We start from the raw sequence: 26749 nt of genomic DNA, 5'->3' as shown, positions 1-26749 counted from the left end.
GCGGGGTGGAGCAGCCCGGTAGCTCGTCAGGCTCATAACCTGAAGGTCGTAGGTTCAAATCCTACCCCCGCAACCAAATTAAAAAACCAGGCCGCACCTGAAAGGGTCGCGGCCTTTTTGACATTCCAAAGTCAAAATATCCAAAAAAAACATCAACAAAAAACGCGAAGACTAAACCCCAAACGCGCGTCACCAAACTCAGCCCACACCAAATGCCGCCGACTTGTACAGCGAACGGATCCGATGAAAAACCGATCCAGCCTCCCCAGATCCAATAACACGTCCATCAATTTCGAAAACGGGTGTTTGCGCTCCGAATGTGCCGGTCAGAAATGCCTCATCCGCACCATAGGTGTCCACCAGTGAAAAGTTGCGCTCAAAGACGGGTATGTCGTTTTCTCGGCAGATCTCGATAACTTTGGCCCGCGTAACGCCATTCATGCAGTAGTCGCCGGTTGAGGTCCAAACCTCGCCTTTGCGGACAATGAAGAAATTGCAGGCATTGGTCGTGTTCACAAAGCCGAAGGGATCCAGCATCAGCGCCTCGTCGGCACCGGCCCGCACCGCGTGGTTCAGCGCGATGATGCAGTTCAGCTTGGAATGGGAGTTCAGCTTTGCATCCTGTGTCAGCGGCAGGCCGCGGTGATGCGGTACGGTGAACAATGAGATCCCACGTTCAATGACGGACTCGTCCGGTTTCGAATGTTCTGCGATGATGACGATAGTCGGGCCATAGATGCTCAGATGGGGATGCTGAAAAGGTTTGCGCTTGCGCCCCCGCGTGACCATCAGGCGGATGTGGACATCTGTTGTCATGCCATTGGCATTCAACGTATCCCAGATCGCTTGTGTCAGCTCTGCCCGCGTCTTGCCGATGTCCAATTCGAGGTAGAGAGAGGCTTCGTAGAGCCGATCCAGATGCGCATCCAGAAAAGGGATGTTGCCGTCGTATAGGCGCAATCCCTCCCAAATCCCGTCCCCAAGAAGAAAGCCGCTGTCGTAGACCGAAACCTTTGCCTCGTCCCGGTGAACGATCTGGCCGTCGACGTAGATCAGGATATCGTCGTTGCGGTCGTCCGGGGCGGCGTCATGTGTCGAGACGTGGCTGTCGATCATGTTTTGTCCTGTTCTTTGCTCCGCCAAACCTGACATGAGCGGGGGACGAGCGAAAGGCTTGTTCGGGGCGGGGGGACGCGGTATCCCTCCGGTATGACGGATGATGCAGACGCCATCTTGGCTAAATTGCCCGCCCGCCTGCGTGAGGCGCGGCGGGCGCAGGGGCTTTCCTTGGATGCGGTGGCCAAGCTGTCGGGCGTTTCCCGCAGCATGGTCAGTCAGATTGAGCGTGGCGAATCCTCGCCCACCATTGCCACCCTGTGGAACCTGACCCGTGCGCTTCAGGTGGATTTTGCCGGTTTGTTGGAGGATGCACCCGGTCGGCAGATTGAAGTGCTGCGCGCCAGCGATGTTCCGACAATCGAAAACCGCGGCGCGGGCTGTACCATTCGCATTCTTTCACCACCCGAAGAGGCTGGCCGGCACGAGGTCTATGAACTGCGGTTTCTGGCTGGCGGGATGTTGGACAGTTTGCCTCATACGCGTGGTGCCCGTGAGCATCTGAGCGTCATTGAAGGCGAGGTCGAAGTGACCAGCGGAACCGGTGTCGAACGTCTCGGCCCCGGAGATACCGCGCGCTACGCCGCCGATGTGGCCCACAGGATTGCAGCGGCTGCCCCCGCGCGGGCGTTTCTGGTTGTGCAGGATGCATGATTTGACAGGATAGCGGAAAAAAATCCGTAATCACGAAATCCTCTATTTCGGAAATTCTTCCGTCATGTTAGCGTCCCGGGTAACGGAGGCTGATATGACAAACCGATTCCTGACCCACGTGACCGAAACCCTTGCCCAGATCGAGGCAGAGGGGCTGATGAAGCGCGAACGGCTGATCACCTCGCCGCAGGGCGGCGAGATCATGGTCGACGGCCAGCCGCGCATCTGCCTGTGCGCCAACAATTATCTTGGTCTGGCCGATCATCCGGACCTGATCGCGGCAGCCAAGGCCGCGATGGACCCCAAGGGGTATGGCATGGCCTCTGTTCGCTTTATCTGCGGGACGCAGGACCTGCATCGCGAACTGGAAACCCGTTTGGCGCATTTCCTCGGCAAGGATGACTCGATCCTTTTTGCTGCCTGTTTCGACGCAAATGGCGGTTTGTTCGAGCCGCTCTTGGGGCCGGAGGATGCGATTGTTTCGGATGCGCTGAACCATGCGTCGATCATCGACGGTATCCGCCTGTGCAAGGCAAAGCGTTATCGCTACGCCAATTCCGACATGGCGGACTTGGAAGCGCAGTTGAAGCAGGCCCGCGAAGATGGCGCCCGGTTCATCATGATCGCGACGGATGGCGTGTTCTCCATGGACGGGTATCTGGCAAAGCTGCCAGAGATCACCGCGCTGGCGGAAAAATACGACGCGCTTGTCATGGTGGATGACTGTCATGCGACTGGCTTTATGGGGCCGAAGGGGCAGGGGACGCCTGCGCATTTCGGTGTCGATGTGGATATTCTGACGGGCACGCTGGGCAAGGCGCTTGGCGGGGCCATCGGCGGGTATATCGCCGGTCCGCAGCCCGTCATCGACCTTTTGCGGCAACGCGCGCGGCCCTATCTCTTTTCCAATGCACTTCCGCCGTCGGTTGTCGCCGCCGGGATCGAGGCGCTCCGCCTTGTCGAAGAAGGCGATGACCTGCGTAAACGGCTCTTTGACAATGCGGCTTACTGGCGTGCGGGGCTGACAGAGCTTGGCTTTGACCTGTTGCCGGGCGAGCACCCGATCATTCCGGTAATGTTGGGCGAGGCCAAGTTGGCGCAGCAGATGGCGGCGCGGCTTTTTGAACTGGGCGTCTATGTGTCGGGCTTTTTCTTTCCGGTGGTCCCGCGCGGGCAGGCCCGGATCCGCACGCAGATGAGCGCCGCCCTGACACGCGATGATTTGGACAAGGCCTTGGCGGCCTTTGCAACGGCAGGCCGGGAATTGGGAGTGATCCGATGAAAAGCAACCAGATGAAGGCGCTGGTGAAGGCAAAGCCTGAAGAGGGGCTTTGGATGGAACGTGTCCCGGTGCCCGAGATCGGCCCCGATGACGTGCTGATCAAGATCAATGCCACAGGCATCTGCGGCACCGATATTCACATCTGGAACTGGGATGACTGGGCGCAAAAGACCGTGCCCGTCCCGCTGGTGACAGGGCATGAGTTTGCAGGTGAGATCGTCGAGGTTGGCCGCAATGTGGACGATCTCAAGATCGGTCAGCGATGCAGCGGAGAGGGGCACCTGATCGGCAAGCATTCCCGTCAAAGCCGCGCCGGAAAATTCCACCTTGACCCCCAGACACGGGGCATCGGCGTGAACGAACAGGGGGCTTTTGCCCAGTATCTGCGCCTGCCGGCTTTCAACGTGGTGCCTCTGCCGGATGAGATCCCCGATGAAATCGGAGCGATCCTGGATCCTTTGGGGAACGCGGTTCATACGGCGCTGAGCTTTGACCTCGTGGGAGAGGACGTGCTGATCACCGGTGCCGGACCGATCGGGATCATGGCGGCGGCGGTGGCCCGGCACGTGGGTGCGCGTCATGTGGTGATCACCGATGTGAACCCGGACCGGCTGGCGCTTGCGGAAAAGGTGACGGATGTCATCCCGGTGAACGTGGCGACCGAAGATCTCAAGGACGTCGAGGCGCGGTTGAAGATGAAAGAAGGCTTTGACGTCGGGCTGGAGATGAGCGGCAATCAGGCGGCGCTGGACCAGATGGTCGAAACCTTGGTCATGGGCGGGCGCATCGCGCTTTTGGGCATTCCGCCGGGCAAAAGCCCCGTCGACTGGTCGCGTATTGTCTTCAAGGCAATCACGATCAAGGGCGTCTATGGCCGCGAGATCTTTGAAACCTGGTACAAGATGATCGCCATGCTGGAAAACGGGCTGGACGTCAGCCGGGTCATCACTCACCGCTTTCCGGTCGACAGCTTCGAAGAGGGGTTTGCCGCGATGAAGTCGGGAAAATCCGGCAAGGTTGTGCTGGACTGGTAAGCCGCTGGCAGATAGCGGAAACAGGGTGCAAAGGCCCCGGGGATCGCTCCCCGGGGCCTTTTTTCGTTAGGCCTCGAATGCCAGCATAGAGGGGTGGATTTCATAGGTCGGGTGCTGTTCGCCACCGATCACGCCGGGACGCGCATGGCGATAGGTCGACCGCCAATAGGGCTGGATGACCACGCCTTCGTCGCGCATGATCTGTTCCAGTTTGGCCATCAATTCGCGCCGGGTATCAGCATCGGCGATGGCCATGGCCTGCTTCAGCGTTTCGTCGAACTCGGCATTGGCAAATCCGGTTTCGTTCCATGCCTCGCCCGAGCGATAGGCAAGTGCCAGCACCTGAACGCCCAACGGACGCTGCGCCCAGTCGGTCGCCGAGAACGGGTATTTGTCCCAGTCGTTCCAGAAGGTATTGCCGGGGATCACCGTTCGTTTGACCTTGATGCCGGCATCGCGCAACTGGGCCGCCACCGCGTCCGAGGTATCACGCCGCCAGTTGTCGTCTATCGAGATCAGCTCGTGCTCGAAATCGGCTAGGCCTGCCTCGGCCATCAGTGCCACGGCGCCCTCGGGATCATAAACCGGCGCGGGCAGTTGCGCGTATTCCGGGTGGATCGGGCAGACGTGGTGGTTTTCAGCGATAGTGCCATGGCCGCCATAGCCCAGTTCCAGCACAACCTCGTTCTGAACTGCCATGGCAAGGGCGCGGCGCACGCGGGCGTCGGCATAGGGTTTGATCCCGTCGACTTCGGCGTTCTGGTTGGTGCGGATCACGACCGTGTTGGCGGTCAGCGACTCGCTGCGTTGCCAGCCGATGTCATCCATCAGGTCGGCAAACTCGCCCAGCGATTCATAGACCATGTCGATCTCATCGGCCTCTGCGGCGGTGAAATGCGTGACCGAGTCGGTGCCGAAATCAATATATTCCACCTGGTCGAGGTAGGGCCCGCCAAAGACCTCGGTGCCCCACCATGTGTGATCCGTATTGCGAACCATGACTGCGCGCACACCGACCTCAAGCTCGGTCGGGACAAAGGGGCCGGTGCCCTTTCGGTCTGCCATCGGGTCGCCGCTGAAATCCTGCGGCACGATGCCGGCGGGATAGTCCGAAAACCCAGCGATCAGGGTGATGTCCGGCGCGGGCAGGGTCAGCGTCACGGTCAGGTCGTCGGTGGCGACAATTGCCCCGTCACGGGCCTGCTTGGTTTCCGGGTCCACCAGTGTGGCCATGCGCGAGGCCATCGAGTTGCCTTCGACGGTCTGGTCGCACCAGCGCGTGATGTTAAAGGCAACATCGGCGGCGGTGAAAGGCGTGCCATCGTTCCATGTCACGCCGGGGCGCACGTGCAGGATGTACTGTGTTGCGTCCTCATTGACCTCCCAGCTTTCCAGAAGCATCGGCATAAAGCTGCCATCACGCTGATATTCAACGAGAAACTCCAGCCACCCGCGCGAGAAATTCGCCATCTCGGGCCAGTCGTAATTGCGCGGATCCTTCAGTGCGTGGACCGAAGACTGAATTCGCAACGTGCCGCCCTGTGCGGGTTGCGCCTGTGCCTTGCTGGGCAGCGCGGCGCCGATCAGGCCATAGGCCGCGGCGGTGGTCACACCCAGCGAGGTGGCGCGCGCCAGAAATTCGCGGCGCGACAGCGCTCCACGATTGTGTTCGGCGGCAAGGGCCTTGGCTGCGGGGTGAATGGATGGGGTTTCCATGAAAGCTCCAATTCTTTCGGGAAGGATGTGCGTCACGATCGGCGCGGGAAGATCTTGGATCGGTCGGTATGCGACGTGTTCGATTCCGGGTCTGGCTCTTCGTCAGGCGCGCCTTGGGCACAGGCGCACTAAAGGCCGCGCAGGCCAGCGGGTCAAGCGCGCGTTGACGATTTTTCGGGCAGTTTAAAAACGCGGCTCAGATCGCGTAGCGCGTGGCGCCTCTGCGGTTTTCATCGACAGGTTGCGACAAGACCACTGCCTGATGGGCGCGCTGATCGCAATTTGCTCGCGGGCAGACGCGGCAGTTGATGCCGATCTCGGTGGCATGGGCGCGCACCGTGTTCAGCTCTTCTGCGTAGCCAATGCTGCCAACATGTTCCATCGCACAGCCCATGGCCACGGCCAGCCGCACGTCTTGCCGATGGCGGGTAAAGCTGGGGCGGTCGACGGTCCGCGCAAAAACAAAGAACTGAGACCGGTCCGGCATCTCGGCCACCTGCGGCAGGATCAGCCCGGGAGACCGGAAACAGGTGTGCACCTCCAGCCGGGGACAGGCACCGCCGTATTCGGCAAGGTGAAAGTCGGTGGAGTTGAACCTTTTGGTGACATTCCCGGCCTTGTCGATTCGCAGAAAGAAGAAAGGCACCCCGCGCGCCCCGCTGCGCTGCAGCGTGGTGGCCCGGTGACAGGCCTGTTCGAAACTGACGCCAAACCGGGTGGCGAGGTGATCGAAGTCATATTTGCTGTCCAATGCCTCGGCCAGAAAACGGTCGTAGGGCATCAGCACGGCAGCCGCGAAGTAATTGGCCAGTTCCACCCGGCATCGGGCGCGGCCGTTTGCATCGCTCAACCCGCTGCGTTCAAGGATCGAGTCCAACAGATCCTTTTGTTCCAGCAGGGCCGTAACATGGACCAGCTGGAAGACGCGGTTGGGATGATCCAGCGCCTCGGACAGGCGCACTTCGCGCCGGTCCTCATCGTATTCCCGCAGAGAGGCGGGCATCTCGGAAACGGGCACCAGCCGGACACGCAGATCCAACCGCAGTTTCAGTCGTTGTTTCAGTGCGGGATAAATGTCGTCCGGGGCAACACGCTCGCCGAACCAGAACATCTCGGCCGCCCGTTCAAGCGTGTCAAAGTGATTGCGATTGCTGCGGAAAAAGTTGTGAACCACTGCTTCGGAGGTTTGTGGCAGGACGCGCTGTCCGCCGTCGCCTGCGCTGGCCACGCTCATCAGTTGGTCATTGGTCGCCATCCACGCGCGATGTAGTTTCAGGAAACAGGCGGCCAGATCCGGCGAATGCGCCATGGCCGCGCGCAACTGGGGCAGATCGGGGCGGTCACCCTCGAACAACGGATCCTGAAGCGCGGCGCGAATGTCGGCCAACTGGGCGGTGTCGTCATCTTCGGCGATGTCGCGCCAGTCGACTCCATAAGCCTCGAACAGCTTGAGCAGCACCGGGACTGAAACGCTGCGTTCGTTTTTTTCCAGCAGGTTGACGTAAGAGGTCGAGATGCCAAGCGCCTTGGCCATCTGCACCTGTGTCTGTCCATGTTCGATGCGCAACCGGCGCAGGCGGGGCCCGATGAAAGTCTTCATGGTATTTTACAGTATACGAAATTTCACAAATTTACAATTTCTGTGTTTTGTGAATTTTTGCATTTACAGCAGGACCCGGCTTTGTTTCCGCCTTTGCCGGGTTTCGATCATGGTGCCTCTCAACCGCAAGGGAGGAGCACCATGCGTACCGGACAGACCCATCTTTTCATCCCCGGCCCGACCAATGTGCCGGACTGTGTCCGCCAGGCGATGAACGTGCCGCAACAGGACATGCGGGCAAGCGACTTTGGCCAGTTGACGCTGGGCCTGTTTTCGGACCTCAAGCGCGTGTTCAGGACCGCGACCGGCGAGGTCATGCTGTTCCCCGGCTCGGGCACCTCGGCGTGGGAGGCGGCGATCACCAACACGCTGAACCCCGGCGACAAGGTGCTGATGGCGCGCTATGGCCAGTTCTCGACCCTTTGGGTCAAGATGGCCGAAATGCTGGGGCTGGAACCGATTGTCGTCGATCTGCCCTGGGGCGCCAGCGCGCCGGTGGGCGAGTTCGAGCGCATCCTTGGCCGCGACGTGCATGATGAGATCAAGGCCGTCTTTGTCACCCACAATGAAACCGCCACCGGGGTGGTCTCGGACGTGGCCGCCGTGCGCCGTGCGCTGGACAGCACCTTTCACGACGCGCTGCTGTTCGTCGATGGCGTGTCTTCCATCGGTTCGATGGACTTCCGCATGGATGACTGGGGTGTCGATCTGGCCGTGACCGGCAGCCAGAAAGGCATGATGATGCCTGCCGGTCTGGGCATTCTTGGCGTCAGCCAAAAGGCGCTGGAGGCGTCAGGGACCGCCACCATGCGCCGCGCCTATTATGATTTCGCGGATATGCGAGCCTTCAACGCCGATGGCTATTTCCCCTACACGCCGCCCACGCCGTTGCTGCATGGATTGCGCGCTGCGCTGGACCGGATGTTCGCCGAGGGGCTGGACGCGGTGATTGCCCGCCACGCACGTCTGGCCGAGGGCGTTCGTCGTGGGGTGCGGGCCTGGGGGCTGGATCTGGTAGCCGAGCATCACAGCTATTATTCGGACACGGTCAGCGCGATCCGCGTGCCGCAACATGTCGATGCGCGCGAAGTGCTGCGTATCGCCTATGACGAGTTCAACGCCTCTTTCGGGTCGGGACTTGGCCGGTTGAGCGGCAAGGTGTTCCGCATCGGGCACCTTGGCGATTTCAACGAAGGCATGGCCCTGACCGCGCTTTCGCTGGCCGAACTGTCGTTGATGCGGGCCGGGGCGGGCGTGGTGCCGGGATCGGGCACCGCCGCCGCGCAGGCATGGTTCGCCGAACAATCGGCATCGGCGCAAACTTATCCGATCGCCGCCGAGTAACCCGCTGATTCAACCAGATTGTCACGTGCTGCGCCCGTTTCGGGCGCGGGCGGTCCCCCTTTGCCAAATGAAAGGCCAGACGCATGTCTCATACGCTTCACCCCCTTCGCAAACAACGCCTGCACCGTTCGGAACTGGCGGTGCCGGCCTCGAACCCGGCCATGGTCGAAAAGGCCGCTGACAGCGCTGCGGACTTCGTGTTCCTTGATCTTGAGGATGCCGTCGCCCCGCCGGAAAAGGATCAGGCCCGCAAGAACGCGGTCGAGTTGTTGAATGACATCGACTGGGCCGCCAAGGGAAAGAGCATCTCTGTCCGGATCAACGGTCTGGACACGCAATACATGTATCGCGACGTGGTCGACATCATGGAAAAAGCGGGCGACCGGATCGACACGATCCTTGTCCCCAAGGTGGGGGTGCCCTCTGACCTCTACATGGTCGAGGCGATGATCAACCAGATCGAACAGGCCTGCGGGTTGACCCATCGTGTGGGCCTTGAGGCTTTGATCGAGACCGCGCTTGGCATGGCGAATGTCGAGGCCATCGCGCAATTCGGCGGCCGGCTGGAGGCGCTGCATTTCGGCGTGGCCGACTATGCAGCGTCGATGCGGGCGCGCACCGTGAACATCGGCGGGCTGAACCCGGACTACCCGGGGGATCAGTGGCATGCCTCGATCACCCGCATGGTCATCGCTTGCCGGGCCTATGGGTTGCGCGCCATCGACGGTCCCTTTGGCGATTTCAGCGATGGGCAGGGCTACGTTGCCGGGGCCAAGCGCGCCGCCGCTTTGGGATGTGAGGGCAAATGGGCCATCCATCCCAGCCAGATCGCCATGGCCAACGATGTCTTCAGCCCGCCCGAGGCCGAGGTCAGCAAGGCAGAACGCATCATCGAGGAACTCAGGGCTGCCGAGGCCGCGGGCAAGGGCGCGGCGAGCCTTGACGGCAAGATGATCGACGCGGCCAGCGAAAAGATGGCCCGCAACGTGATCGACGTGGCCAACGCCATCGCCGCCAAGTCCAGCGGCATCGCCGCGGAATGACGACCGCAGGGTGCGCGGACCCCGCGCACCTTCCCAACGGGAGGAAAGACAATGGATATTCATGAACATCAGGCCAAGGAAATCCTGAAAAGCTTTGGCGTCCCCGTGCCGCGTGGCGGTCTGGCCTATTCGCCTGAACAGGCGGCCTATCGGGCGCGCGAACTGGGTGGCAAGGCCTGGGTCGTCAAGGCGCAGGTCCATTCCGGTGGCCGGGGCGAGGCGGGTGGCGTCAAGCTGTGCAAATCCGACACGGAAGTGGCGGAATTTGCCCGCGAACTGCTGGGTCGCCAGCTTGTGACCAAGCAGACCGATGCGAACGGCAAGGGGGTCTACCGCCTTTGGATCGAACAAGCCTCGGACATTGCGCAGGAATTGTATCTGGGCTTCGTTCTGGACCGAAAGACCGAGCGGATCATGATTGTCGCCTCCGGTCACGGCGGGATGGAGATCGAGGATCTTGCCGAGGAAGATCCCGACAGCCTTGTGCGCTCGGTCGTCGATCCGGCGGTGGGTTTGGCGTTGTATCAAGCGCGCGAGCTTGGTTTTCGGCTGGGCCTTGAAGGCAAACAGGTCGACCAGTTTTCGACCTTCCTGCGGGCATGTTACCGGGCCTATCGCGATCTTGACGCCATGATGGTCGAAATCAACCCGCTGGTCATCACCGGCAGCGGCGACCTTGTGGCACTGGATGCGAAAATGTCCTTCGACTCCAACGCGCTCTACAAGCATCCCAGCGTCGCGGCCCTGCGTGACACCAGTCAGGAGGACCCGCGCGAGGCGGTGGCCGCCGACAACGGGCTGGCCTATGTCGGGCTGGATGGCGACATCGGCTGCATCATCAATGGCGCCGGTCTGGCGATGGCCTCGATGGATATGATCCAGCTGGCAGGCGGGGAGCCTGCGAATTTCCTCGACATCGGCGGCGGCGCCTCGCCGGAACGGGTCTGTCAGGCTTTTCGCACGGTCCTGTCGGATCAGAATGTCAGCGTGATCCTCGTCAACATCTTTGCCGGGATCAACCGCTGCGACTGGATCGCCAAGGGGGTCTGTCAGGCCTATCGCGACGTGGGGATCGAAATCCCCGTGGTGGTCCGCCTCAGCGGCACCAATGTCGAGGAAGGCCAAAAGATCATTCGCGACAGCGGCCTGCCCATCATCAGTGCCGACACGCTGGAAGAGGCGGCCGAGGCCGCAGTGGCCGCACGGCCCCACCCCATCGCCGCCGAGTAAGGAGACAAGCCATGGCAATTCTTATCAATGAAGACACCAAGGTCGTCGTTCAGGGCCTGTCGGGCCGCATCGGGCAATTCCATGCGCAGGAGATGATCGAATACGGCACGCGGGTCGTGGCGGGCGTGACCCCGGGCAAGGGGGGCACCACCGTTCTGAACCGGCCCGTGTTCAACACCGTGCGGCAGGCGGTCGAGGAAACCGGAGCCGAGGCCAGCCTCCTGTTCGTGCCCCCGGCCTTTGCCGCCGACGCGATGATGGAGGCGGCGGATGCGGGCATCAAGACCGCCGTCTGCGTCACCGACGGCATTCCGGCGCAGGACATGATGCGAGTGAAACGCTTTCTGCGCCGCTATCCGCGCGAAAAGAAGATGCGGCTGATTGGTCCCAATTGTGCGGGCATCATCAGCCCCGGCAAAGGATTCATGGGGATCATGCCGCCGCATATCTACATGCCGGGGCGGGTGGGGATCGTGGGCCGCTCCGGAACGCTGGGCTATGAGGCGGCAAGCCAGATGAAGGCGCTGGGCATCGGGATTTCCTCTTCGATTGGCATCGGTGGCGATCCGATCAACGGGTCCAGCTTCAAGGACATCCTCGAACTGTTCGAAAACGATCCTGAAACCGATGCCGTGATGATGATCGGCGAAATCGGCGGCCCGCAAGAGGCCGAAGCCGCCGCCTTTGTCCGCGATCACATGACCAAGCCAGTGGCCGCCTATATCGCGGGTCTGGCCGCGCCCAAGGGCCGCCAGATGGGCCATGCGGGTGCGATCATCAGTGCCTTTGGCGAAAGCGCGCAGGAAAAGGTCGAGATCCTCAGCGCCGTGGGCATCACCGTCGCCCCGAACCCGTCGGCCATGGGGCGCACCATGGCCGAACTGCTGGGCCTGCGGGCCGCGGCATGAGCGCCGCGTCCCTCATGGAGCCCGACTATACCGACTGGATCGGGCGCAGCGAAACCCGCGAGGGGGGCGTCACGCCCAACCTCGCGGGGATGTTGAACGCAGCAGTCAGCCACGATCTCAGCCCGCATCGCGAGATGCGGGAGGGCGCAGAACTGCCCAGCCTCTGGCATTGGGTTGCGTTCCCGGAATTTGTCGCGATGAGCGATCTGGGCAAGGACGGGCATCCGGCGCTGGGCGGTTTTCTTCCGCCGCTGCCGTTTCGCCGCCGCATGTGGGCGGGCGGCGATGTGCGTTTCAAAGGCGTCTTTCGCGTGGGCGAAAGGCTGAACAAGGTCTCGACCATCCGGGCGGTCACTCAGAAGGAGGGCAAGACCGGGCCTATGGCCTTTGTCACGGTCGATCACGTCACGACCGGCGAACGGGGCGGTGTGATCGAGGAAGAGCAAAACATCGTCTACCTCGACATCCCGCCAAGTTTCCGCCCACCCCGGCAGGTGCCGGTGCCCGACCGGCTGGCCTATGACGAAAGGGTGCCAATGAACGAGGTGCGGCTGTTCCGTTATTCAGCGGCCACCTACAACGCGCACCGCATTCACTATGATCTGCCCTATGCGCAGCAAGTCGAGAAATACCCGGCGCTGGTCGTGCATGGACCGATGCAGGCAACCATGGCGATCGAGGCGGCAGAGCGGCACACGGGCCGCGCGCCCAGCCGCTTCTCGTATCGCGTGGTGCATCCGATGTTCCATGACGCGGACCTGCGGTTGGTGGGAGCGCTGGCCCCCGAAGGCGGTGCGATCGAGATCGGGACAGCCACCTTCGAGAACTACCTTGGCCTTCAGGCAAGAATGGAGTGGCTGTGATGAGCGGTATCCTGGATGGAATGCGGGTGATCGAAAGCTCTGCCTTCGTGGCGGTTCCGCTTGCGGGCATGACACTGGCGCAGATGGGGGCGGACGTGATCCGCTTTGACCTGCCCCAAGGTGGGATGGATCATCGCCGTTGGCCGGTCACGCGCTCTGGGCACAGCCTGTTCTGGGACGGGATGAACAAGGGCAAGCGGTCGGTCGCGCTGGACGTAAAGACCCCGCGTGGCCGCGAAATTGCGCAGGAAATCATCTGCGCCCCCGGCGAAGATGCGGGCCTGTTCATCACCAATCTTGCGGCCAAGGGCTGGACGGATTTCGACACGTTGACGGCCCGGCGGCCCGACCTCTGCATGGTGTCGCTGCGCGGCGACCGGCATGGGCGGCCGGCGGTGGATTACACCGTGAACCCGGCGCTGGGCTTTCCCATGGCCACCGGGCCCGAAGGTTCGGCCGAGCCGGTGGCCCATGTCCTGCCAGCATGGGACTGCATCGCGGGAAACATGGTGGTTTCCGGCCTTTTGGCGGCCGAACGCACGCGCCTGCGCAAGGGACAGGGGCAGCATGTCGACCTGACGCTGAAAGATGCCGCCGCCGCCATGCTGGGCAATCTTGGCATCCTCGGTGAAGTGGTGGTGAACGGCATCGACCGGGCGAAAACCGGCAATGCGCTTTACGGGGCCTATGGGCAGGATTTCATCTGCGCCGACGGCCAGCGCGTCATGGTGATCGCGCTGACCCCGCGCCAATGGAAGAACCTGCTGGATGTCACCGGAACCACGGCCAAGATGGCCCGCCTTGGCGCGCGCCTTGGGGTGGATCTTGGTCAAGAGGGCCAGCGATGGACCCATCGGGCCGAGATCACCAAGCTGCTGGCGCCTTGGTTCGCCGCGCGCAACCTGTCTGATTTTGCCGAGCGGTTCGACACCAGCGGCGTCACGTGGTCGGTGTTTCGCAGCTTTGCCCAGGCGCTGCGGGAAGATGCGGACCTGACCGCAGAGAACCCGATTTTCGCCGAGGTGGACCACCCCGCGACGGGCCGCTACCTGACACCGGGAACCCCGTTCAGCTTTCGCGGTTTCGACCGGGCCAGCCCCCGGCCCGCGCCGCTTTTGGGGCAGCATACCGAAGAGGTGCTGGCGGATGTGGCGGGCTTGCCCGGAGGCGTGATCGCCCGCCTGATGGATGACGGCATTGCCGCACAGGTGCCCGGCGACTGTCGCCTCGCCTCTTAATTCGCGCCCGCGGCGTGCCGCACACTGTCGGCAAGGCGCATGAACTGATCCGTCAGCGGGTTCGAACGCCGCCAGACCATGCCTATGGTGCGTGACGGCTGGGGATCGGCAAAGGGCGCGACCGCCACCCGAGCCGACGGGGTTTCCACCGGCACCGCCATTTCCGGGATCAGCGTCACCCCCAGCCCGGCGCCAACCATCTGGACCAGCGTCGTAAGCGATGACCCGTCCAGCCCGTCGCGGGGCGTGGCGGTGCTGAGCTTGCAAAAACTCAGTGCCTGATCGCGAAAGCAATGCCCTTCTTCCAGCAACAGCAGGCGCATCTTTTGCAGCGCCTCGCCATCGGGCACGGGGGCCTCGGCCTCGGCCTCTGGCCGGACAAAGACAAAACGTTCCTCGAACAGCGCGACCTCTTGCAGGCCCGGTTCGCCAACCGGGAGGGCAAGGATGGCCGCGTCGATCTTGCCGTCCTGCAATTCGGTCAGCAGGCGTGGCGTCAGCGTTTCGCGCACATGCAGGTCAAGCCCTGCGTGGCTGGCATTCAGTTCCGCGAACAGCGCTGGCAGCAGATAGGGCGCGACGGTGGGGATCACCCCCAGCCGCAAGCGCCCGACCAGATCACCCTGCGCCGCCCGGGCAAGATCCTGAAACTCATCGACCGCCCGAAGGATGTCGACGGCGCGTGTCAGGCAGGCTTCTCCCAATGCGGTCAGGCGCACCTGACGTGCGGTGCGTTCGAACAGGGGCGCACCCAGATCCGTTTCCAGATCGCGGATCTGAACCGAAAGCGCAGGCTGTGACACGGAACAGGCGGCGGCGGCCCGTCCGAAATGGCCGTGGCGGGCTAGCGCCTCGAAATAACGGAGTTGGCGGAGCGTAAGATTCTTCATAGGCGGAAGTTATGATGGTGATGAGAAAATACAACTTAAGGATATGGATTCTGCTTGTTAGAAAGATTCTAGGGAGTGGCGGATGCGAGTCGCCGAACCGGCCGGAGAACGCCGCGTGGTCGCTTGGATCCACCCCCGATTGAGACACAAGGGACGGGCCGGGGTGGCCCGGACTGACCTTCATGACCAAGGGAGAACATCATGGACGGCAACGATATGGCGGGCAAATGCCCGGTCATGCATGGCGCGCTGACCGTGTCGGACAGCTCTGTCACCGATTGGTGGCCGAAGACGCTGAACCTCGACATCCTGCACCAGCAGGACACCAAGACGACGCCGATCGGGCACGTCAACTATCGCGAAGAGGTCAAGTCGCTTGATTTCGAAGCGGTCAAAGCTGACGTTCGCGCCCTGATGACCGACAGTCAGGACTGGTGGCCGGCGGACTATGGCCATTATGGCGGTCTGATGATCCGTCTCGCGTGGCACTCGGCCGGGTCCTATCGTCTGGCGGATGGCCGTGGCGGCGGTGGCGCAGGCAACATCCGCTTTGCCCCGCTGAACAGCTGGCCCGACAACGGCAACCTCGACAAGGCCCGCCGCCTGCTGTGGCCGGTCAAAAAGAAATACGGCAACAAGCTCAGCTGGGCGGACCTGATCCTGCTGGCCGGGACCATGGCCTATGAGGACATGGGGCTGAAGACCTTTGGCTTCTCCTTTGGCCGCGAAGACATCTGGCATCCGGAAAAAGACGTCTATTGGGGCGCCGAGCGCGAATGGCTGCCGCCGTCGGACACCCGTTACGAAGACGTCTCCAAGCCCGAGACCATGGAAAACCCGCTGGCCGCGGTCCAGATGGGCCTGATCTACGTGAACCCCGAGGGGGTGAACGGCCAGCCCGACCCGATGAAAACCGCCGCTCAGGTGCGCGAGACCTTTGCCCGCATGGCGATGGATGACGAGGAAACCGCGGCGCTGACCTGCGGTGGTCACACCGTCGGCAAGGCGCATGGCAACGGCGATGCGGGCGCGCTGGGCGCGGAACCCGAAGCGGCTGAGGTCGAAAACCAGGGTCTGGGCTGGATCAACCCGAACATGGGCGGCAAGGCGACCAACGCCGTGACCTCGGGTGTCGAGGGCGCATGGACCACAGAGCCGACCAAATGGGACATGGGCTATTTCAAGCTGCTGTTCGGCTATGAATGGGAACTGACCAAATCGCCCGCCGGTGCCAACCAGTGGCGTCCGATCGACATCAAGGAAGAAGACATGCCGGTGGATCCGACCGATCCCTCCAAGCGTGTCATGCCGATGATGACCGATGCGGATATGGCGATGAAGGTTGACCCAACCTATAACGCGATCTGTCAGAAATTCATGGCTGACCCGGCCTATTTCGACGACGCCTTTGCCCGCGCATGGTTCAAGCTGACCCACCGCGACATGGGCCCCCGTGTTCGTTACATCGGCCCGGATGCCCCGCAGGAAGATCTGATCTGGCAGGATCCGATCCCCGAGGGCAACAAGGACTATGACGTTGCGGCGGTAAAGGCCAAGATCGCGGACAGCGGCCTGTCGGTGGCCGACATGGTATCGACCGCATGGGATAGCGCCCGCACGTTCCGCCAGTCCGATCTGCGCGGCGGTGCCAACGGGGCCCGCATCCGTCTGGCGCCGCAGAAGGACTGGGAAGGCAACGAGCCGGACCGCCTTGCGCGCGTGCTGTCGGTGCTGGAGCCGATCGCGGCAGAGACCGGTGCCTCGGTTGCGGATGTGATCGTGCTGGCGGGTAACGTCGGTGTCGAGCAGGCGGCCAAGGCGGCTGGCGTCGATGTCGAGGTGCCTTTCCTGCCGGGTCGCGGCGATGCCACGGACGAAATGACCGATGCGGCCTCTTTCGACGTGCTGGAACCGGTGGCCGATGGCTTCCGCAACTGGCTGAAAAAGGACTATGCCGTCACCGCCGAAGAGCTGCTGCTGGATCGGGCGCAGCTTATGGGGCTGACCGGGCCGGAAATGACTGTCCTGCTGGGCGGTATGCGGGCCATGGGCACCAACCACGGCGGCACCGCGCATGGGGTCTTTACCGACCGTCCCGGCGCGCTGACCACGGACTTTTTCGTCAACCTGACGGATATGGCCTATAAATGGGTGCCCGGTGGCGACGGCACCTATGCGATCCAGGACCGGGCCACGGGCGAGACCAGGTTCACCGCGACCCGTGTCGACCTTGTGTTCGGCTCGAACTCGATCCTGCGGGCCTATGCTGAGGTCTATGCGCAGGATGACGCGGCCGGGCAGTTCGTGAACGATTTCGTTTCGGCCTGGACCAAGGTCATGAACGCAGACCGTTTCGACGCCTGATCTGAACGCGGTGAAAGAACGAAGGCGCCTCGGGGGACCGGGGCGCCTTTTGCGTTGGGGTCTGTTGGGGTCAGATCGCCGGTGGTGTCACGCCATAGCGACAAAGCATGAAATCGACGCTGCTTTCGACGATTTCGCCCATACGTTCCTCGCTGACCTGGGTGCCCGTCATGACGGCGGGCCAGAAGGCGCGCGACTTGATCAGGGCAAGGAAGTTGCTGGCGGCATCGTCGGGATCGTCGATGTTCAGAACGCCGTCGGCACCGGCATCCCGCAGAAGTTCGGCAAAAACCGGCGAGTGTTCCAGTTTGCCCTGCGCCTCTGCCGCAAGTTCCGGGCTGCGCAGCGTTTCCGAAATGATCATACGCGCCATGGCGATCACGTCCGGGGTCAGCAAAAGCCGCGCCTCGGCCCAGGCCAGATCAGTCAATTGCTGACGGATCGGGCGCCCTCGCACATAACCGAATTCGCAAAGGCCGCTGAACCGTTCCGACAGTTCCGCGACAATCGAGCGGAACAGGTTTTCCTTGCTTTCGAAATACTTATAGAGCGTCCGCTTTGATACTTCCGAGCGTGCGGCGATACGGTCCATGCTGGCCGCCCCGAACCCCTTTTCCTGGAATTCGGCAACCGCCGCCTCGATGATGGCGGCATATTTTCCGGCATGGGGTTTGAAACAATCACTCATGCGACCAGATATATGCCTGCCTCCGGCCAAGCGCAAATTGGTGTCATAAACTTTTGAGTTTACACCCTGTGGGCGCGTCGCTATGGTAAACGCGCCAGTTTACCAACCGTGGCGAACAAGCGCGAACAGGAGATTTCCAATGGCTTTTACCCTGAAGCTGAATGGCACCACCCACGAAGTGGATGCCGAGCCCGGGACACCCTTGCTCTGGGTGATCCGGGATGAACTCAAAATGACCGGAACGAAATTCGGATGCGGGGTTGCCTCGTGCGGGGCCTGTACAGTGCATCTGGATGGCGCGCCGGTCCGGTCCTGCCAGACCTATATCGAAGACGTCGAAGGTGCCGAGATCAGCACCATCGAGGGCATGGCCGACACCCGTGTTGGCGCGGCGGTCCAGAAAGCCTGGGTCGAGCTGGACGTGGTTCAGTGCGGCTATTGCCAGTCGGGTCAGATCATGTCCGCCGTTGGCCTGCTGAGCGAAAACCCCAAGCCGAGCGTCGACGAAATCGACAATTACATGTGGGGCAACGCTTGCCGCTGCGCCACCTACCAGCGCATTCGCGCCGCTGTTCAGCGCGCGTCTGAAATCCTGGAGGCCTGATATGACCCTGAACACTTCCCGTCGCGGGTTCCTGAAAGGGGCCGCTGCCGCCGCTGCCGTTCTGTACATCGGCGCCCGTCCCGATGGTGCGCTGGCCGCCGGTGGCGAACCGTCGATGCTGACGCCATTCGTCAGGATCGATGCGGATGGCCGTGTGACCGCCATCGTCAAGCATTTTGAAATGGGGCAGGGGCCGTCGACCGGCCTGACCACGCTGATCGCCGAGGAACTGGGCGTGACGATGGAGCAGATCGATTTTGATTTCGCGCCGTCGAACCCCGAGCTGTACAACAACCTGTTCTTCGGCCCGTTCCAGGGCACCGGCGGGTCCACTGCCATGGCGAACTCGTTCACGCAGTATCGCACCGCCGGCGCCGCCGCGCGCGAGATGCTGATTCAGGCCGCCGCGAAGGCATGGGGCGTGGATGCCGGTGAGCTGAGCCTGTCGGAAGGCGTGATTTCCGGCGCGGGTCAATCCGCCCCGCTGGGCGAGTTCGTGGCCGCCGCTGCCGCGATGGAGGTTCCCGCCGAACCGCGCCTGAAAGACCCGTCCGAGTTCACACTGATCGGAAACCCGGCGGTCAAGCGCATGGACAACGGGGCCAAGACCACCGGCAAGGCCATGTTTGCCATGGACATGCAGCTGGACAACCAGATGGTTGCGGTGATCCAGCGCACGCCGCGCATGGGTGGCCTTGCGGTCGGCTTTGACGACAGCGGCGCACAGGGGATCAAGGGCTATATCCGTTCGGCCATCCTGCCGAACAAGGCCGGTGTCGTGGTCTTCGCGGAAACCACCTGGGCCGCGTTCCAGGCGCGCGAGGCGCTGGAGATCGAATGGGACGATTCCGCCGCTGAAATGCGCTCCAGCTCGGAGGTGAAGGACCAGCTGATTGCGGCGGTGAACGCCGATCCGGAATACAACGTGACCGGCGCGGACCTGTCGGTGACCTCGGCGGCGCTGGACGGGGCCGAAACGGTTGTCGACCGGACCTACTATTTCCCGCTGCTGGCCCATGCGCCGATGGAGCCGTTGACCTGTACCATCGAGCCGACAGCCGATGGCGGGGTGATCCTGCACGACGGCGCACAGATGCCGACGGGGCCGCATATGGCGCTGTCGAGCATCCTTGAGCTGCCGATGGACAAGGTGCAGGTGCACACGATGTTCGCGGGCGGATCCTTTGGCCGTCGCGCCACGCCGACGGCGGACTATCAGGTCGAGGCGGCGCTGGCCTTTGCGGTCACCGACCGGACGCGCCCGGTCAAGCTGGTCTGGTCGCGCGAGGATGATGTGACGGGCGGATACTATCGCCCCGCAGTGGCGCACCGCGTGCGCGTGGGTCTGGACGCCGACGGCGGCATCGTCGGCTGGGATCACCGCGTCGCGGCACAGTCGATCATGAAAGGCACCTCGTTCGAAGCGATGATGGTACAGGATGGTGTCGACCATTCGGCGCTGGAAAGCCTGCCGGACACGCCCTATGCGCTGCCGGGCATGTTCGTCGGCCTGACCGATGTGGCCAAGGCGACCTCGGTCCTGTGGTGGCGTTCGGTCGGCAACACCCATACGGCCTATGTCATCGAGACGATGATGGACGAGGCCGCAGCCGCCGCCAACCGTGATCCGGTGGCGTTCCGTCTGGACTATCTGAAAGGCGAGGGTGCCGATCAGCGCCGCGTGGCTGGCGTATTGGAACTGGCCGCCGAAAAAGCGGGCTGGGGGGCTGCGCCCGAAGGCCGTGCGCAGGGCATTGCCGTGCACAAGTCCTTTGGCAGCTATGTGGCCGAGGTGGTCGAGATCTCGGGGTCCGCCGACGACGGTGTGAAGATCGAAAAGGTCACCTGTGCGGTGGATTGCGGCATCCCGGTGAACCCGGACGTGATCAAGGCCCAGATGGAGGGCGGCATCGGCTATGGCATCGGTCACATCATGCGGGACGAGATCACGCTGACTGAAGGCGTGGTGGATCAGTACAACTTCCCCGACTACGAGCCGCTGCGGATCAGCGATATCGGCGCCATCGAGGTGCATATCGTGCCCTCGACCGAGGCGCCTTCGGGTGTGGGCGAACCGGGCACGCCGCCGGCAGGTCCGGCGCTGGCCAATGCCATCGCCGCATCAGGTGGTCCACGGGTGCTGGAACTGCCGATGGTGAACTCCGGCGTCAACTTCGTCTGATACGTTTGCGATTGCTTGAAACGAGGCCCGCCCCTGCGAGGGGGCGGGTTTTTTCGTGGCCGGGGGCGGCGCTCCTCGGCGCTATCGCGCCGATATCGCCCGGCCCACCGTCCCCGGAACGGCGCTGGCGCGCCGTTTGGACTTTGCAGCTCGGGCTTGCGTGAACAGGTTTGGCAGGTCAGCGTGAAAGGAAGGGAGGCGCGCAAAGCGTTACAGAAAATCAAGGTTGGCGAATTGCTGTAACTTTTCCTTGCGCGAATCTCCGGTCTGTCGTATTCCGACCGCATGGTCGATTAATGGGAGGAATGTCGCCTATGGATGCTTTCATCTGTGACGGGGTGCGGACTCCGATCGGGCGCTATGGTGGGGCCCTGTCTTCGGTCCGTGCGGATGATCTGGCGGCCTTGCCGATCGCGGCGCTGATGGCGCGCAACCCGTCGGTCGACTGGAGCGCCGTGGACGAGGTGATCTATGGCTCGGCCAACCAGGCGGGTGAGGATAACCGCAATGTCGCACGCATGGCAGCACTATTGGCGGGCCTGCCCGAGGGAGTGCCCGGCACCACGGTGAACCGCCTTTGCGCCAGTGGCATGGACGCGGTGGGTTTCGCCGCACGGGGGATCAAGGCGGGCGACTATGACCTGACCATCGCCGGCGGCGTCGAAAGCATGAGCCGCGCGCCTTTCGTGATGCCCAAGGCCACCAGCGCCTTTACACGCGCCAATGCGGTCTATGACACGACCATCGGCTGGCGTTTCGTGAACCCAAGGATGAAGGCGATGTACGGCACGGATTCCATGCCCGAGACCGCCGACAACGTGGCCGCCGATTTCAACGTCAGCCGCGCCGATCAGGATGCCTTTGCCGCGCGGTCGCAGGCCCGTTGGGAGGCGGCGCAGGCAGCAGGGCTGTTCGCGGATGAGATCGTTCCGGTCGAGGTGCCGCAGCGCAAGGGCGATCCCCTCATCGTCGACACGGACGAACACCCGCGTCCCGGCACCACGGCGGAAAAGCTGGGCAAGCTGAAGGGCGTGAACGGCCCCGACCTGAGTGTCACCGCGGGCAATGCCAGCGGCGTGAACGACGGGGCGGCGGCGCTGTTGCTGGCCTCGGGCGCGGCGGCGGAGGCTCAGGGGCTGACGCCGATGGCACGCGTGCTGGGCATGGCCTCGGCCGGGGTGGCCCCGCGCATCATGGGCATCGGCCCAGTGCCCGCCAGCCGCAAGGTGCTGGACCGCCTTGGCCTGACCATCGACCAGATGGATGTGATAGAATTGAACGAAGCCTTCGCCAGCCAGGGGCTTGCCACGCTGCGGGACCTCGGCGTTGCCGATGACGACCCGCGCGTGAACGCGCAGGGCGGTGCCATCGCGCTGGGCCATCCGCTGGGCATGTCGGGCGCACGCCTTGTCCTGACCGCGGCGCATCAGCTGAAACGCTCTGGCGGGCGTTATGCGCTGTGTACGATGTGCGTGGGCGTGGGGCAGGGCGCGGCAATCGTGCTGGAACGGGTTTGAGAACACGAGCAGGGAGGCTCTGACATGTACGCACAGATGGTGAAATCCGAAGCGACGCAGGAAGATCCCGAGAAGCTGGCCGCCTTTCAGGCGCGCATCGACGCGGGCGAAAAGATCGAGCCCAAGGACTGGATGCCGCTGGGCTATCGCAAGACGCTGATCCGCCAGATCGGCCAGCACGCGCATTCTGAAATCGTGGGCCAGCTGCCCGAGGGTAATTGGATCACCCGCGCGCCGACGCTGGAACGCAAGGCGATCCTGCTGGCCAAGGTGCAGGACGAGGCAGGGCATGGGCTGTACCTGTATTGCGCGGCGGAAACGCTGGGCGTGACCCGCGACGAGATCACCGAGATGCTGTTGGACGGGCGGATGAAATATTCGTCGATCTTCAACTATCCGACGCTGACATGGGCCGATATGGGCGCGGTCGGCTGGCTGGTCGATGGCGCGGCAATCATGAACCAGGTGCCGTTGCAGCGGACGTCATTCGGCCCCTACAGCCGGGCGATGATCCGCATCTGCAAGGAGGAGTCTTTCCACCAGCGGCAGGGCTATGACATCATGATGAAGATGGCCAAGGGCACACCCTCGCAGAAGAAGATGGCGCAGGATGCGCTGAACCGCTTCTGGTATCCCTCGCTGATGATGTTCGGCCCATCGGACAAGGAATCCGTGCATTCCGAGCAGTCGATGGCCTGGAAGATCAAGATGAACACCAATGACGAGTTGCGTCAGAAGTTCGTCGACCAGACGGTGCCGCAGGCGGAATACCTTGGCCTGACCGTGCCGGACGACAACCTGAAATGGAACGAGGAAAAGGGCGGTTACGACTTCTCCGAGCCGGACTGGTCCGAGTTCTTTGACGTCATCAAGGGCAACGGCCCCTGCAACCGCGAACGGCTGGCCGCGCGGAACAAGGCCTGGGACGACGGCAAATGGGTGCGCGACGGGCTGCTGGCCCATGCCGAGAAAAAGGCCGCACGCAAGGTTGCCGCCGAGTGAGTTTCTGCGCCGGGGCGCAGAGCCCCCGCGATTGATTTTGGGAGGAAGATGACATGAGTTCTCCGAACGCCGCCTATCCGGACACGCCGGAACAAGCCATGAAACCGAAGCGCCATGAATGGCCGCTGTGGGAGGTTTTCATCCGTGGTCAGCACGGCATGAGCCACCGCCACGTCGGGTCGCTGCATGCGCCGGATGCGGAAATGGCGATCAAGAACGCCCGCGACGTCTATACCCGCCGCAACGAGGGTGTCAGCATCTGGGTCGTCGAAGCACGCCATATCGCGGCCTCGTCGCCGTCGGAAAAAGGACCGCTGTACGAGCCGTCCGAGTCCAAGGTTTATCGTCACCCGACCTTCTTCGACATTCCCGAAGAAGTGGGGGCCATGTGATGACCCGAGATCAGGCTTTCTTTGAATTCCTGTGCCGGATGGGGGACAACACCCTGATCCTTGGCCACAGGGTCAGCGAATGGTGCGGCCACGCCCCTGTGCTGGAAGAGGACATCGCGCTGGCCAATACTGCGCTGGACCTGATCGGCCAGACGCAGATGTGGCTGGGATTGGCGGGAGAGGTCGAGGGCGAGGGCCGCTCGGCCGATGATCTGGCGATGCTGCGCGACGCATGGGATTTCCGCAACGTCTTGCTGGCGGAACAGCCGAACGGCGATTTCGGCCAGACCATGATGCGGCAGTACCTGTTCGATCAGGCGCATCTGCTGATGTTGCAGGCGCTGATGGAGTCCTCGGACGAACGTGTGGCCGGGATCGCGGCCAAGGCGGTGAAAGAGGTGACCTATCACGTCGAACGCTCGCGCGATACGGTGATCGGGCTGGGCGACGGCACCTCGGAAAGCCATCGCCGGATGCAGGCGGCGCTGGACCTGCTGTGGCCCTACGTGGGCGAGATGTTCACCGACGATGCGGTGGGCGACGCCATGGCAGAGGCCGGGATCGCGCCGAAACCCTCCAGCCTGCGCGCGGCCTATGACGCGGCAGTGACCGAGGTCATGGCCGAGGCGACGCTGGTCATTCCGGACAGCAATTTCGCCCATTCCGGCGGCAAGACCGGCTTCCGCCATTCGGAACACCTGGGCCACCTGCTGACACAGATGCAGTGGTTGCAGCGCGCCTATCCGGGCGCGACCTGGTAAACCGCCATGACACCGACAGTGGATCAGATCTGGGGCTGGCTGGACGAGGTGCCGGACCCCGAGATCCCCGTGATCTCGGTCGTCGATCTGGGCATCGTGCGCGAGGTCGTGCTGGAGGGCGATACCGTCAAGGTGGCGGTGACGCCGACCTATTCGGGCTGCCCGGCGACCAGCGTGATCTCGATGGATATCGAGACGGCGCTGCGGGATCGCGGCGTGGGCAAGGTGCGGATCGAAACCCGCATCGCGCCACCCTGGACCACCGACTGGCTGTCGGAAAAGGGGCGGGCCAAGCTGGAAGACTATGGCATCGCGCCGCCCCAGCCCGCCGGAGGGCCCGACAAATGCCCGCATTGCGGATCGAAGAACGTGACCCGTGTGAGCCAGTTCGGCTCCACACCCTGCAAGGCGCATTGGCGGTGTAGCGACTGTCTTGAGCCTTTCGATTACTTCAAATGCATCTGAGGAGGGTGGCCGATGCCGCGCTTTCATGAGCTGAATGTCACGGATGTGAAAAAGACCATCCGCGACGCCGTTGTCGTGACCCTGAAACCGGTCAACGGTGGGGATTTCGATTTCATCCAGGGCCAGTACCTGACCTTTCGACAGGAAATCGAAGGTGTAGAACTGCGCCGCTCCTATTCGATTTGCGCCGGCAAGGATGAAGGCATCCTTCAAGTTGGCATCAAGAAAGTCGACGGCGGGGCCTTTTCGACCTGGGCCAACGACGAACTGAAACCGGGAATGATCCTTCAGGCGATGGAGCCGATGGGCTCTTTCCACACGCCGCTGGATGCAGGGGCGCGCAAGTCCTACCTTGGGTTTGCGGGCGGGTCCGGGATCACGCCGGTGCTGTCGATCCTCAAGACGGTCCTGTCCTCGGAGACGGGCTCGGATTTTACGCTGGTCTATGCCAACCGGGGCGTGAACACGATCATGTTCCGCGAGGAATTGGAGGATCTGAAGAACCTCTACATGGGCCGGTTGAACATTATTCACGTGCTGGAAAGTGATGCGCAGGACATCGAGCTTTTCCAGGGGCGCGTGGATGCCGAAAAATGCGCGGCGCTGTTCGACCACTGGATCGACGTGAACGCGGTGGACACGGCGTTCATATGCGGGCCGGAGCCGATGATGCTGGGCATCGCCAAGGCGCTCAAGGACCACGGCCTGAGCGAGGACCAGATCAAGTTCGAACTGTTCGCCAGCGCCCAGCCCGGCCGGTTGGAACGCAAGGCCCGCGACGCCGAGGCGGGCACCGGCGCGGCCCGCACGCAGGCCAGCGTGACGCTGGACGGCACTTCGCGCAGCTTTGAGATGGACAAGGATGTCTCGATCCTTGACGCGGCCTTGGAAAACGCGATGGACGCGCCTTATGCCTGCAAGGCCGGGGTCTGTTCCACCTGCAAATGCAAGGTGTTGGAGGGCGAGGTCGAGATGGTCGCCAACCACGCACTGGAGGACTACGAGGTCGAGCGCGGCTACGTCCTGTCCTGCCAGTCTTATCCGCTCACCGACCGCGTGGTCGTGGACTACGACCAGTAAGGGGGACGTCATGACCGAAGAGATGAACATCGCCGACTATCTCGCTCAGGGGGGGCGGCTGACCAACCCCGCCAACGTGCCGCCGCGCTACCGCGCCGAGTTGATGAAGCTGATGAGCACTTTCGTGGACAGTGAACTGGCGGGTGCGGCGGGTTTTGCCGATGTCATCAACGCCGGACCTGGCATCAAAGAGCGGATCGCCGCCGCGCGGATCGTGCTGGAAAAGACCGACCACGCGGACAAGGTGTTGCGCCTGATGGGCGAATTCGGGGCGAATACGGACCGTTATGCCAACCATCATCCGTGGAGCGACCGCCTGCCGCGCGACACCGCCCCGGGCAGCCAGCGCAACGCGCATGACATGCGGCTTTCCGTCTTCAACTACCCGTTGGACGGCTGGGCCGATGCGGTGGTCATGAACCTTTGCATGGGGCACGCGGTTGCCGTGCAGCTGGAGGATATGAGCCGCAGCTCTTATCAGCCGCTGGCCGAGGCGCTGCGCGAGGTTGCGCCGCGCGAACGGCGGCACACGGAACTGGCCGAGGAAGGCCTTGCGCGACTGACCGAACAGGGGCAGGGCGCGGCGATCGCCCAGAGCCTTGCCTATTGGCGTCCGCGCGTTGCGGCGATCTTTGGCGATCCGTCGGATGATCGAATGGCGCAACTGACGGCCTGGGGGCTGCGGCACGGCACCGCCGCCGAGATGCGCGCCACGTGGGAGGCGCGGCTGGACGCGGCGCTGGGACGGCTGGGCCTGACCGAAGCCGCCTGAACCA

24 protein-coding genes are annotated in these 26749 nt (G+C 62.9%); 19 read left to right on the top strand and 5 right to left on the bottom strand.

The window, feature by feature from the left end:
* Positions 1 to 198: 198 nt before the first annotated feature.
* Entirely contained in the window at positions 199 to 1113 is a 915-nt protein-coding gene (locus KJP30_RS23645) for an aminotransferase class IV (protein ID WP_218452015.1), read from the bottom strand.
* A 96-nt stretch (positions 1114 to 1209) separates the two neighbouring features.
* Between KJP30_RS23645 and KJP30_RS23640 the strand changes: the two genes are divergently transcribed.
* The 3 genes from KJP30_RS23640 to tdh all read left to right on the top strand — a co-directional run bounded on the left by KJP30_RS23640 (position 1210) and on the right by tdh (position 4086).
* On the top strand, positions 1210 to 1770 hold the full coding sequence (locus KJP30_RS23640; RefSeq protein ID WP_218452007.1) for a helix-turn-helix domain-containing protein: 561 nt from the start codon (positions 1210 to 1212) through the stop codon (positions 1768 to 1770).
* A gap of 94 nt (positions 1771 to 1864) precedes the next feature.
* Positions 1865 to 3052 carry a glycine C-acetyltransferase gene (locus tag KJP30_RS23635; RefSeq protein ID WP_218452006.1) on the top strand — a complete coding sequence of 396 codons (1188 nt, stop codon included), beginning with the start codon at positions 1865 to 1867 and terminating at the stop codon, positions 3050 to 3052.
* A complete protein-coding gene (gene tdh, locus KJP30_RS23630) occupies positions 3049 to 4086 on the top strand; it encodes an L-threonine 3-dehydrogenase (RefSeq protein ID WP_218452005.1) in 1038 nt (345 codons plus the stop codon). The genes KJP30_RS23635 and tdh overlap by 4 nt, the downstream gene beginning before the upstream one ends.
* A 66-nt stretch (positions 4087 to 4152) precedes the next feature.
* On the opposite strand, the gene KJP30_RS23625 is transcribed toward tdh, so the two are convergent.
* Both KJP30_RS23625 and KJP30_RS23620 read right to left on the bottom strand, forming a co-directional pair.
* Complete coding sequence (locus tag KJP30_RS23625) at positions 4153 to 5802, bottom strand: ABC transporter substrate-binding protein (RefSeq protein ID WP_218452004.1); 1650 nt, start codon at positions 5800 to 5802, stop codon at positions 4153 to 4155.
* Between the two features lie 196 nt (positions 5803 to 5998).
* The gene (locus KJP30_RS23620; RefSeq protein ID WP_218452003.1) at positions 5999 to 7402 is read right to left on the bottom strand and encodes a helix-turn-helix domain-containing protein; all 1404 of its coding nucleotides are present in this window, start codon (positions 7400 to 7402) and stop codon (positions 5999 to 6001) included.
* Between the two features lie 141 nt (positions 7403 to 7543).
* On the opposite strand from KJP30_RS23620, the gene KJP30_RS23615 reads away from it, so the two are divergent.
* The 6 genes from KJP30_RS23615 to KJP30_RS23590 all read left to right on the top strand — a co-directional run bounded on the left by KJP30_RS23615 (position 7544) and on the right by KJP30_RS23590 (position 14028).
* Positions 7544 to 8746 (top strand): pyridoxal-phosphate-dependent aminotransferase family protein, encoded by a 1203-nt coding sequence (locus KJP30_RS23615; RefSeq protein WP_218452002.1) that lies wholly within the window; start codon positions 7544 to 7546, stop codon positions 8744 to 8746.
* 83 nt (positions 8747 to 8829) lie between these two features.
* Entirely contained in the window at positions 8830 to 9789 is a 960-nt protein-coding gene (locus KJP30_RS23610) for an HpcH/HpaI aldolase/citrate lyase family protein (RefSeq protein WP_218452001.1), read from the top strand.
* A gap of 51 nt (positions 9790 to 9840) precedes the next feature.
* On the top strand, positions 9841 to 11019 hold the full coding sequence (locus tag KJP30_RS23605) for a malate--CoA ligase subunit beta (protein ID WP_218452000.1): 1179 nt from the start codon (positions 9841 to 9843) through the stop codon (positions 11017 to 11019).
* 11 nt (positions 11020 to 11030) lie between these two features.
* A complete protein-coding gene (gene sucD / locus KJP30_RS23600; protein WP_218451999.1) occupies positions 11031 to 11927 on the top strand; it encodes a succinate--CoA ligase subunit alpha in 897 nt (298 codons plus the stop codon).
* Complete coding sequence (locus KJP30_RS23595; RefSeq protein ID WP_246594724.1) at positions 11924 to 12790, top strand: HTD2 family dehydratase; 867 nt, start codon at positions 11924 to 11926, stop codon at positions 12788 to 12790. Before sucD ends, KJP30_RS23595 begins: the two co-directional genes overlap by 4 nt.
* A complete protein-coding gene (locus tag KJP30_RS23590; protein ID WP_218451998.1) occupies positions 12790 to 14028 on the top strand; it encodes a CoA transferase in 1239 nt (412 codons plus the stop codon). The genes KJP30_RS23595 and KJP30_RS23590 overlap by 1 nt, the downstream gene beginning before the upstream one ends.
* Here KJP30_RS23590 and KJP30_RS23585 read toward each other — a convergent pair.
* A complete protein-coding gene (locus tag KJP30_RS23585; RefSeq protein ID WP_218451997.1) occupies positions 14025 to 14918 on the bottom strand; it encodes a hydrogen peroxide-inducible genes activator in 894 nt (297 codons plus the stop codon). The two genes, KJP30_RS23590 and KJP30_RS23585, sit on opposite strands and share 4 nt — an antisense overlap.
* 201 nt (positions 14919 to 15119) lie before the next feature.
* On the opposite strand from KJP30_RS23585, the gene katG reads away from it, so the two are divergent.
* A complete protein-coding gene (katG, locus tag KJP30_RS23580) occupies positions 15120 to 17282 on the top strand; it encodes a catalase/peroxidase HPI (RefSeq protein ID WP_218451996.1) in 2163 nt (720 codons plus the stop codon).
* Positions 17283 to 17352: 70 nt separating this feature from the next.
* On the opposite strand, the gene KJP30_RS23575 is transcribed toward katG, so the two are convergent.
* On the bottom strand, positions 17353 to 17970 hold the full coding sequence (locus KJP30_RS23575) for a TetR/AcrR family transcriptional regulator (protein ID WP_218451995.1): 618 nt from the start codon (positions 17968 to 17970) through the stop codon (positions 17353 to 17355).
* Positions 17971 to 18109: 139 nt separating this feature from the next.
* On the opposite strand from KJP30_RS23575, the gene KJP30_RS23570 reads away from it, so the two are divergent.
* The 9 genes from KJP30_RS23570 (at position 18110) to KJP30_RS23530 (ending at position 26745) form a co-directional block, all read left to right on the top strand.
* A complete protein-coding gene (locus tag KJP30_RS23570) occupies positions 18110 to 18574 on the top strand; it encodes a (2Fe-2S)-binding protein (RefSeq protein ID WP_218451994.1) in 465 nt (154 codons plus the stop codon).
* A gap of 1 nt (position 18575) precedes the next feature.
* Positions 18576 to 20756 (top strand): xanthine dehydrogenase family protein molybdopterin-binding subunit, encoded by a 2181-nt coding sequence (locus KJP30_RS23565; protein ID WP_218451993.1) that lies wholly within the window; start codon positions 18576 to 18578, stop codon positions 20754 to 20756.
* Positions 20757 to 21070: 314 nt separating this feature from the next.
* Positions 21071 to 22273: a 3-oxoadipyl-CoA thiolase gene (gene pcaF, locus KJP30_RS23560; protein WP_218451992.1), complete on the top strand. Its 1203-nt coding sequence runs from the start codon at positions 21071 to 21073 to the stop codon at positions 22271 to 22273.
* A 24-nt stretch (positions 22274 to 22297) separates the two neighbouring features.
* Entirely contained in the window at positions 22298 to 23275 is a 978-nt protein-coding gene (paaA, locus tag KJP30_RS23555) for a 1,2-phenylacetyl-CoA epoxidase subunit PaaA (RefSeq protein WP_218451991.1), read from the top strand.
* A 98-nt stretch (positions 23276 to 23373) separates the two neighbouring features.
* The gene (paaB, locus tag KJP30_RS23550; protein WP_218452013.1) at positions 23374 to 23667 is read left to right on the top strand and encodes a 1,2-phenylacetyl-CoA epoxidase subunit PaaB; all 294 of its coding nucleotides are present in this window, start codon (positions 23374 to 23376) and stop codon (positions 23665 to 23667) included.
* Complete coding sequence (paaC, locus tag KJP30_RS23545) at positions 23667 to 24428, top strand: 1,2-phenylacetyl-CoA epoxidase subunit PaaC (protein ID WP_218451990.1); 762 nt, start codon at positions 23667 to 23669, stop codon at positions 24426 to 24428. The genes paaB and paaC overlap by 1 nt, the downstream gene beginning before the upstream one ends.
* Before the next feature lie 6 nt (positions 24429 to 24434).
* Positions 24435 to 24893 (top strand): 1,2-phenylacetyl-CoA epoxidase subunit PaaD, encoded by a 459-nt coding sequence (gene paaD, locus KJP30_RS23540; RefSeq protein ID WP_218451989.1) that lies wholly within the window; start codon positions 24435 to 24437, stop codon positions 24891 to 24893.
* 12 nt (positions 24894 to 24905) lie between these two features.
* Positions 24906 to 25973, top strand: a complete 1068-nt coding sequence (locus KJP30_RS23535) for a 2Fe-2S iron-sulfur cluster-binding protein (RefSeq protein WP_218451988.1) — start codon at positions 24906 to 24908, stop codon at positions 25971 to 25973.
* A gap of 10 nt (positions 25974 to 25983) precedes the next feature.
* Entirely contained in the window at positions 25984 to 26745 is a 762-nt protein-coding gene (locus KJP30_RS23530) for a Phenylacetic acid catabolic protein (RefSeq protein ID WP_218451987.1), read from the top strand.
* Positions 26746 to 26749: the final 4 nt, after the last annotated feature.

It is taken from the genome of Antarctobacter sediminis (genome assembly GCF_019218285.1).
In the GTDB taxonomy this organism is placed as follows: Bacteria; Pseudomonadota; Alphaproteobacteria; order Rhodobacterales; family Rhodobacteraceae; genus Antarctobacter; species Antarctobacter sediminis.
The sequence above is the reverse complement of the archived record's forward strand: the minus strand, read 5'-3'. Positions and strand labels throughout refer to the sequence as shown.

Excerpts from the sequence above, each read along its gene's own strand:
- KJP30_RS23640 (WP_218452007.1), top strand. The coding sequence starts at position 1,210 with ATGACGGATGATGCAGACGCCATCTTGGCTAAATTGCCCGCCCGCCTG.
- KJP30_RS23635 (WP_218452006.1), top strand. The coding sequence starts at position 1,865 with ATGACAAACCGATTCCTGACCCACGTGACCGAAACCCTTGCCCAGATC.
- tdh (WP_218452005.1), top strand. The coding sequence starts at position 3,049 with ATGAAAAGCAACCAGATGAAGGCGCTGGTGAAGGCAAAGCCTGAAGAG.
- KJP30_RS23625 (WP_218452004.1), bottom strand. The coding sequence starts at position 5,802 with ATGGAAACCCCATCCATTCACCCCGCAGCCAAGGCCCTTGCCGCCGAA.
- KJP30_RS23620 (WP_218452003.1), bottom strand. The coding sequence starts at position 7,402 with ATGAAGACTTTCATCGGGCCCCGCCTGCGCCGGTTGCGCATCGAACAT.
- KJP30_RS23615 (WP_218452002.1), top strand. The coding sequence starts at position 7,544 with ATGCGTACCGGACAGACCCATCTTTTCATCCCCGGCCCGACCAATGTG.
- KJP30_RS23610 (WP_218452001.1), top strand. The coding sequence starts at position 8,830 with ATGTCTCATACGCTTCACCCCCTTCGCAAACAACGCCTGCACCGTTCG.
- KJP30_RS23605 (WP_218452000.1), top strand. The coding sequence starts at position 9,841 with ATGGATATTCATGAACATCAGGCCAAGGAAATCCTGAAAAGCTTTGGC.
- sucD (WP_218451999.1), top strand. The coding sequence starts at position 11,031 with ATGGCAATTCTTATCAATGAAGACACCAAGGTCGTCGTTCAGGGCCTG.
- KJP30_RS23595 (WP_246594724.1), top strand. The coding sequence starts at position 11,924 with ATGAGCGCCGCGTCCCTCATGGAGCCCGACTATACCGACTGGATCGGG.
- KJP30_RS23590 (WP_218451998.1), top strand. The coding sequence starts at position 12,790 with ATGAGCGGTATCCTGGATGGAATGCGGGTGATCGAAAGCTCTGCCTTC.
- KJP30_RS23585 (WP_218451997.1), bottom strand. The coding sequence starts at position 14,918 with ATGAAGAATCTTACGCTCCGCCAACTCCGTTATTTCGAGGCGCTAGCC.
- katG (WP_218451996.1), top strand. The coding sequence starts at position 15,120 with ATGGACGGCAACGATATGGCGGGCAAATGCCCGGTCATGCATGGCGCG.
- KJP30_RS23575 (WP_218451995.1), bottom strand. The coding sequence starts at position 17,970 with ATGAGTGATTGTTTCAAACCCCATGCCGGAAAATATGCCGCCATCATC.
- KJP30_RS23570 (WP_218451994.1), top strand. The coding sequence starts at position 18,110 with ATGGCTTTTACCCTGAAGCTGAATGGCACCACCCACGAAGTGGATGCC.
- KJP30_RS23565 (WP_218451993.1), top strand. The coding sequence starts at position 18,576 with ATGACCCTGAACACTTCCCGTCGCGGGTTCCTGAAAGGGGCCGCTGCC.
- pcaF (WP_218451992.1), top strand. The coding sequence starts at position 21,071 with ATGGATGCTTTCATCTGTGACGGGGTGCGGACTCCGATCGGGCGCTAT.
- paaA (WP_218451991.1), top strand. The coding sequence starts at position 22,298 with ATGTACGCACAGATGGTGAAATCCGAAGCGACGCAGGAAGATCCCGAG.
- paaB (WP_218452013.1), top strand. The coding sequence starts at position 23,374 with ATGAAACCGAAGCGCCATGAATGGCCGCTGTGGGAGGTTTTCATCCGT.
- paaC (WP_218451990.1), top strand. The coding sequence starts at position 23,667 with ATGACCCGAGATCAGGCTTTCTTTGAATTCCTGTGCCGGATGGGGGAC.
- paaD (WP_218451989.1), top strand. The coding sequence starts at position 24,435 with ATGACACCGACAGTGGATCAGATCTGGGGCTGGCTGGACGAGGTGCCG.
- KJP30_RS23535 (WP_218451988.1), top strand. The coding sequence starts at position 24,906 with ATGCCGCGCTTTCATGAGCTGAATGTCACGGATGTGAAAAAGACCATC.
- KJP30_RS23530 (WP_218451987.1), top strand. The coding sequence starts at position 25,984 with ATGACCGAAGAGATGAACATCGCCGACTATCTCGCTCAGGGGGGGCGG.